Origin of the sequence: Cupriavidus sp. L7L (genome assembly GCF_004353535.1) — a bacterium.
GTDB classification, from domain to species: domain Bacteria; phylum Pseudomonadota; class Gammaproteobacteria; order Burkholderiales; family Burkholderiaceae; genus Cupriavidus; species Cupriavidus oxalaticus_A.
The window spans coordinates 1-2,989 of record NZ_SMNY01000125.1 but is presented as its reverse complement, the minus strand read 5'-3'; the positions used below and the strand labels follow the sequence as shown (position 1 = coordinate 2,989).

The window sequence follows — 2,989 nt, the reverse complement described above, 5'->3', positions numbered from 1 at the left end:
TGGGTGAAAGCTATCTGCTCCACATTCCAGATTGGGTGAACTGCCATTCCAGACTGGGCGATATATACCCTTGATTCGATTCCAGTTGGGGTGAAACCCCATTCTAGACTGGGTGAAAGGTGCCCGCTAAGTCGCCTCTGACAAGCCTTTCCGGCTCGTAAACGTTTTTAAAGCTGTATACGTAAACGTAAACCCAAACAGACATTCCAAACTGGGTGAAAGCTTCTCTGCGCTCGTAGAGACTCTGTGTTGTTGCCTTTTGGAACAGGACTCTGATCGACAAGGCCGCCAGGCCTTGATACTCACCAAGAATGCAGCGTGGCCCATACAGCGACTGTGCGCTAATGAGCTTCCGCATCATACCTACGGTGCACATTTTTGTTTGATGCGAAAATTCCGTATGATATGATCGATACGAAATTTTCGGACCAGCCTACCCATGATGTTCAAGCGTCCTCACATGCTCACATTGCCGTTTGCGGCCTGCCTGGCTGCTTGTGCAGCACAGCCAGCACCTGTCGATGAGACGGCTCGCATGCTCGATACCAAGCTGACGGCGTCTGCACAAAAGATCGATGCGATGTTGGTCGACATCGCACGCGCAGGCGCGCTGACGTCGCCGGCCCAGAAGCCTGGAAAGGTGGAAATCAATGGTGATCTCGTTACCGTTGTGTGGCATGGCGACGCGCCGGACGTAATCAAAAAGATGGCGGAGGCCAAGGGCCTCACCTTCGATATCAAAGGACGGCGGGTTCCGTCCCCGGTGGCGATTGAAGCCGTGAACACTCCCTTTGTCGCAGTGCTCGAAAACATCGGCGTCCAGCTCGGCGGGCGAGGGGACGTGGTGCTCCGGCAGCAATCGTTGGAAGTGCATTACCGTGCGCAATAGTCGAAGGACGATCATGCCGCTGGCTGCCGCCCTCTTTTTGGGGAATGGGGCAGCGCTGGCACAGATGACGCTGGAAAAGATCTCGGCGCTTTCCGCAGACGCCGCGCCGGCTGAAATTGAAGTAACGCCGGTCCGCGCGGCGATGCTGCGAGAGGCAGCGCTGACCATGGGCTCCAAGGCAGGCCTGGCCGACCGTTGCGCCGTGCTGGTTGCCGACTTGGAGAAGCGCGCCTATGTGCTCGACAGGCAATATCGCTTCTCCGCGTACGTAACAAAAAATGGGCTCCTGCCTCCAGTCATCACGGAAGCGCGGGACGCTGTCCAGTCTTCCGACGAGCAGGTACGCGTCGCCGACCGCATCTACAAGATCGTCGTGAAGGCCAAGCCAGTCACGACACCGCCGTCCTGGCGCGACTATCTCTTCGTAGGCTTGCGCCTGACCAAAGAAATACCGATGCCTGTGTCCGCAGCACTGCCCAAGACCGGCCCCGAAAAGGCGTTCTGGAAGAAGACCGTCGCCGAGGGCTGGGCCCATGGCCAGAAGCTGGCCGACGAGATCCTGGAGCGAAACCTCGCCAGACTCGACCGCGACTTCATTGGGATCATGCGGTACTCCTATCTGCTGAACAACGGCATGGTCTCGGAGCCAACTGTGGCCGTGGCTCCCCGTGTTGTGAGCGGCGACCGTAACGAGCTGCGCGTGGGCGATACGCTCATGCGCATGACGGATGCAGGGGGCTTTATTACGGACCCGAAGAAGTGGCAACCAACCGTGTTGCCGGCAGGGGGCGTGAATTGACGTTCGACTACATCCAGCCTTTTGATCTGGCCCCGAACTTCTCCGAGAGCGAGTGCCAGTCGTTCCTCAGCTACTGCTCTGAGCGAGGCGCATCGGACATCGTTCTGCAAACCAACGACTATGCGTGGGTCGAGATCAAAGGTCGCCAACGAAAAGCGACCACGCGACCCCTACGAGACCAAGAAATCAAAGCGCTTCTAAGCGGGGGCTTTGGGGCTGAACTGATTGGCGTTGTCCGCGGCGGGCGTGATGCGGACCGACCGTATCGCTTCACCATCGCACGCGAGAACTTCCGCTATCGCGTGAACATTGCCAGTGGACAGATCGGGGATGCCGATGACGGTATTTCCGTGACCATGCGTTCGATACCCGAAACCCCGGTCGCACTGGAATCGTTGGGCTTGCCCGCGGGCATTGAAGAGAACCTGTTCCAGCCACGCGGACTCGTATTGATCTGCGGACCTACCGGCTCGGGCAAAACGACGCTGATGTCCGCGTTCTATGCGCACTGCTCGGAGCATATGGGCAACGCGAAGATCCTCCTTTATGAGGATCCAATCGAATTCCTCTATACGAAGGTCAAGAACAATGGCCCGCGCATTCGGCAGATGCAAATCGGGCGACACATCCCCGACTTTCCTGCGGGTATCCGCAATGCCATGCGGTGCAAGCCGACGATCATCGGAATTGGCGAGGCTCGCGATGCCGAAACAATCGGCACGCTCGTTGAGGCCGCGCTGACCGGGCACGGTGCATACGGGACCATGCATACAGACAGCTGTGCCGAGACTATCAGCCGCGCCATTCAAGTCTTCCCGCCTGCGCAGCATTCGGCGGTGGCCTCCAAGCTGCTCGGGTCCATTCGTCTCGTTGTCGTGCAGATTCTGGTGCCGACTCTCGATGGAGACCGCGTAGCTGTCCGCGAATGGCTGTACTTCAATGATGCGATTCGAGCCGAGATGGGCGAAATGGACTACACGACCTGGGGCAGCTTCCTGCGCCGCCAGGTCGCTGAGCGGAAACAAAGCATGAGCGATGGACTGAAGGTGTTGTTGGAAGCAGGGCGCATTGACGTGAAGGCCTACAAGCGCTACGCCGGGGAGGCAAGCGCATGAGCGGCAGAAAATCAATCTGGCGCGATGCTGCGCGCACGCCTCGCATCGCCTCAGTGGATGCGCGGGCATTCTTCCCGCTCGTCTTCGCGCTGTTTCACATGCGTACGTGGACGTTCGGCGTTGCCTTCGCAGTCATTGTGATGTTCCGCCTCATGGAGACGCGGGGCTATACGCTGCCTGTGTTCC

4 protein-coding genes are annotated in these 2,989 nt (G+C 58.5%); all 4 read left to right on the top strand.

Translation table 11 applies throughout. From position 1 onward, the window contains the following. Window positions 1-535: 535 nt before the first annotated feature. Entirely contained in the window at window positions 536-889 is a 354-nt protein-coding gene (locus E1J61_RS36250) for a DotD/TraH family lipoprotein (protein WP_165971625.1), read from the top strand. 13 nt (window positions 890-902) lie between these two features. Beyond that, on the top strand, window positions 903-1,688 hold the full coding sequence (locus E1J61_RS36245; protein ID WP_133098572.1) for a type IV secretory system conjugative DNA transfer family protein: 786 nt from the start codon (window positions 903-905) through the stop codon (window positions 1,686-1,688). Then, a complete protein-coding gene (locus tag E1J61_RS36240) occupies window positions 1,649-2,803 on the top strand; it encodes a type IV pilus twitching motility protein PilT (protein ID WP_133098571.1) in 1,155 nt (384 codons plus the stop codon). The genes E1J61_RS36245 and E1J61_RS36240 overlap by 40 nt, the downstream gene beginning before the upstream one ends. Continuing rightward, window positions 2,800-2,989, top strand: a 190-nt coding sequence (gene icmT / locus E1J61_RS36235; protein ID WP_133098570.1) for an IcmT/TraK family protein, incomplete at its 3' end; no start/stop codon positions are given. The genes E1J61_RS36240 and icmT, both read left to right, overlap by 4 nt.

Bases quoted from the DNA above. Each gene is read 5' to 3' on its own strand.
- E1J61_RS36245 (WP_133098572.1), top strand. From the start codon at position 903: ATGCCGCTGGCTGCCGCCCTCTTTTTGGGGAATGGGGCAGCGCTGGCA.
- E1J61_RS36250 (WP_165971625.1), top strand. From the start codon at position 536: ATGCTCGATACCAAGCTGACGGCGTCTGCACAAAAGATCGATGCGATG.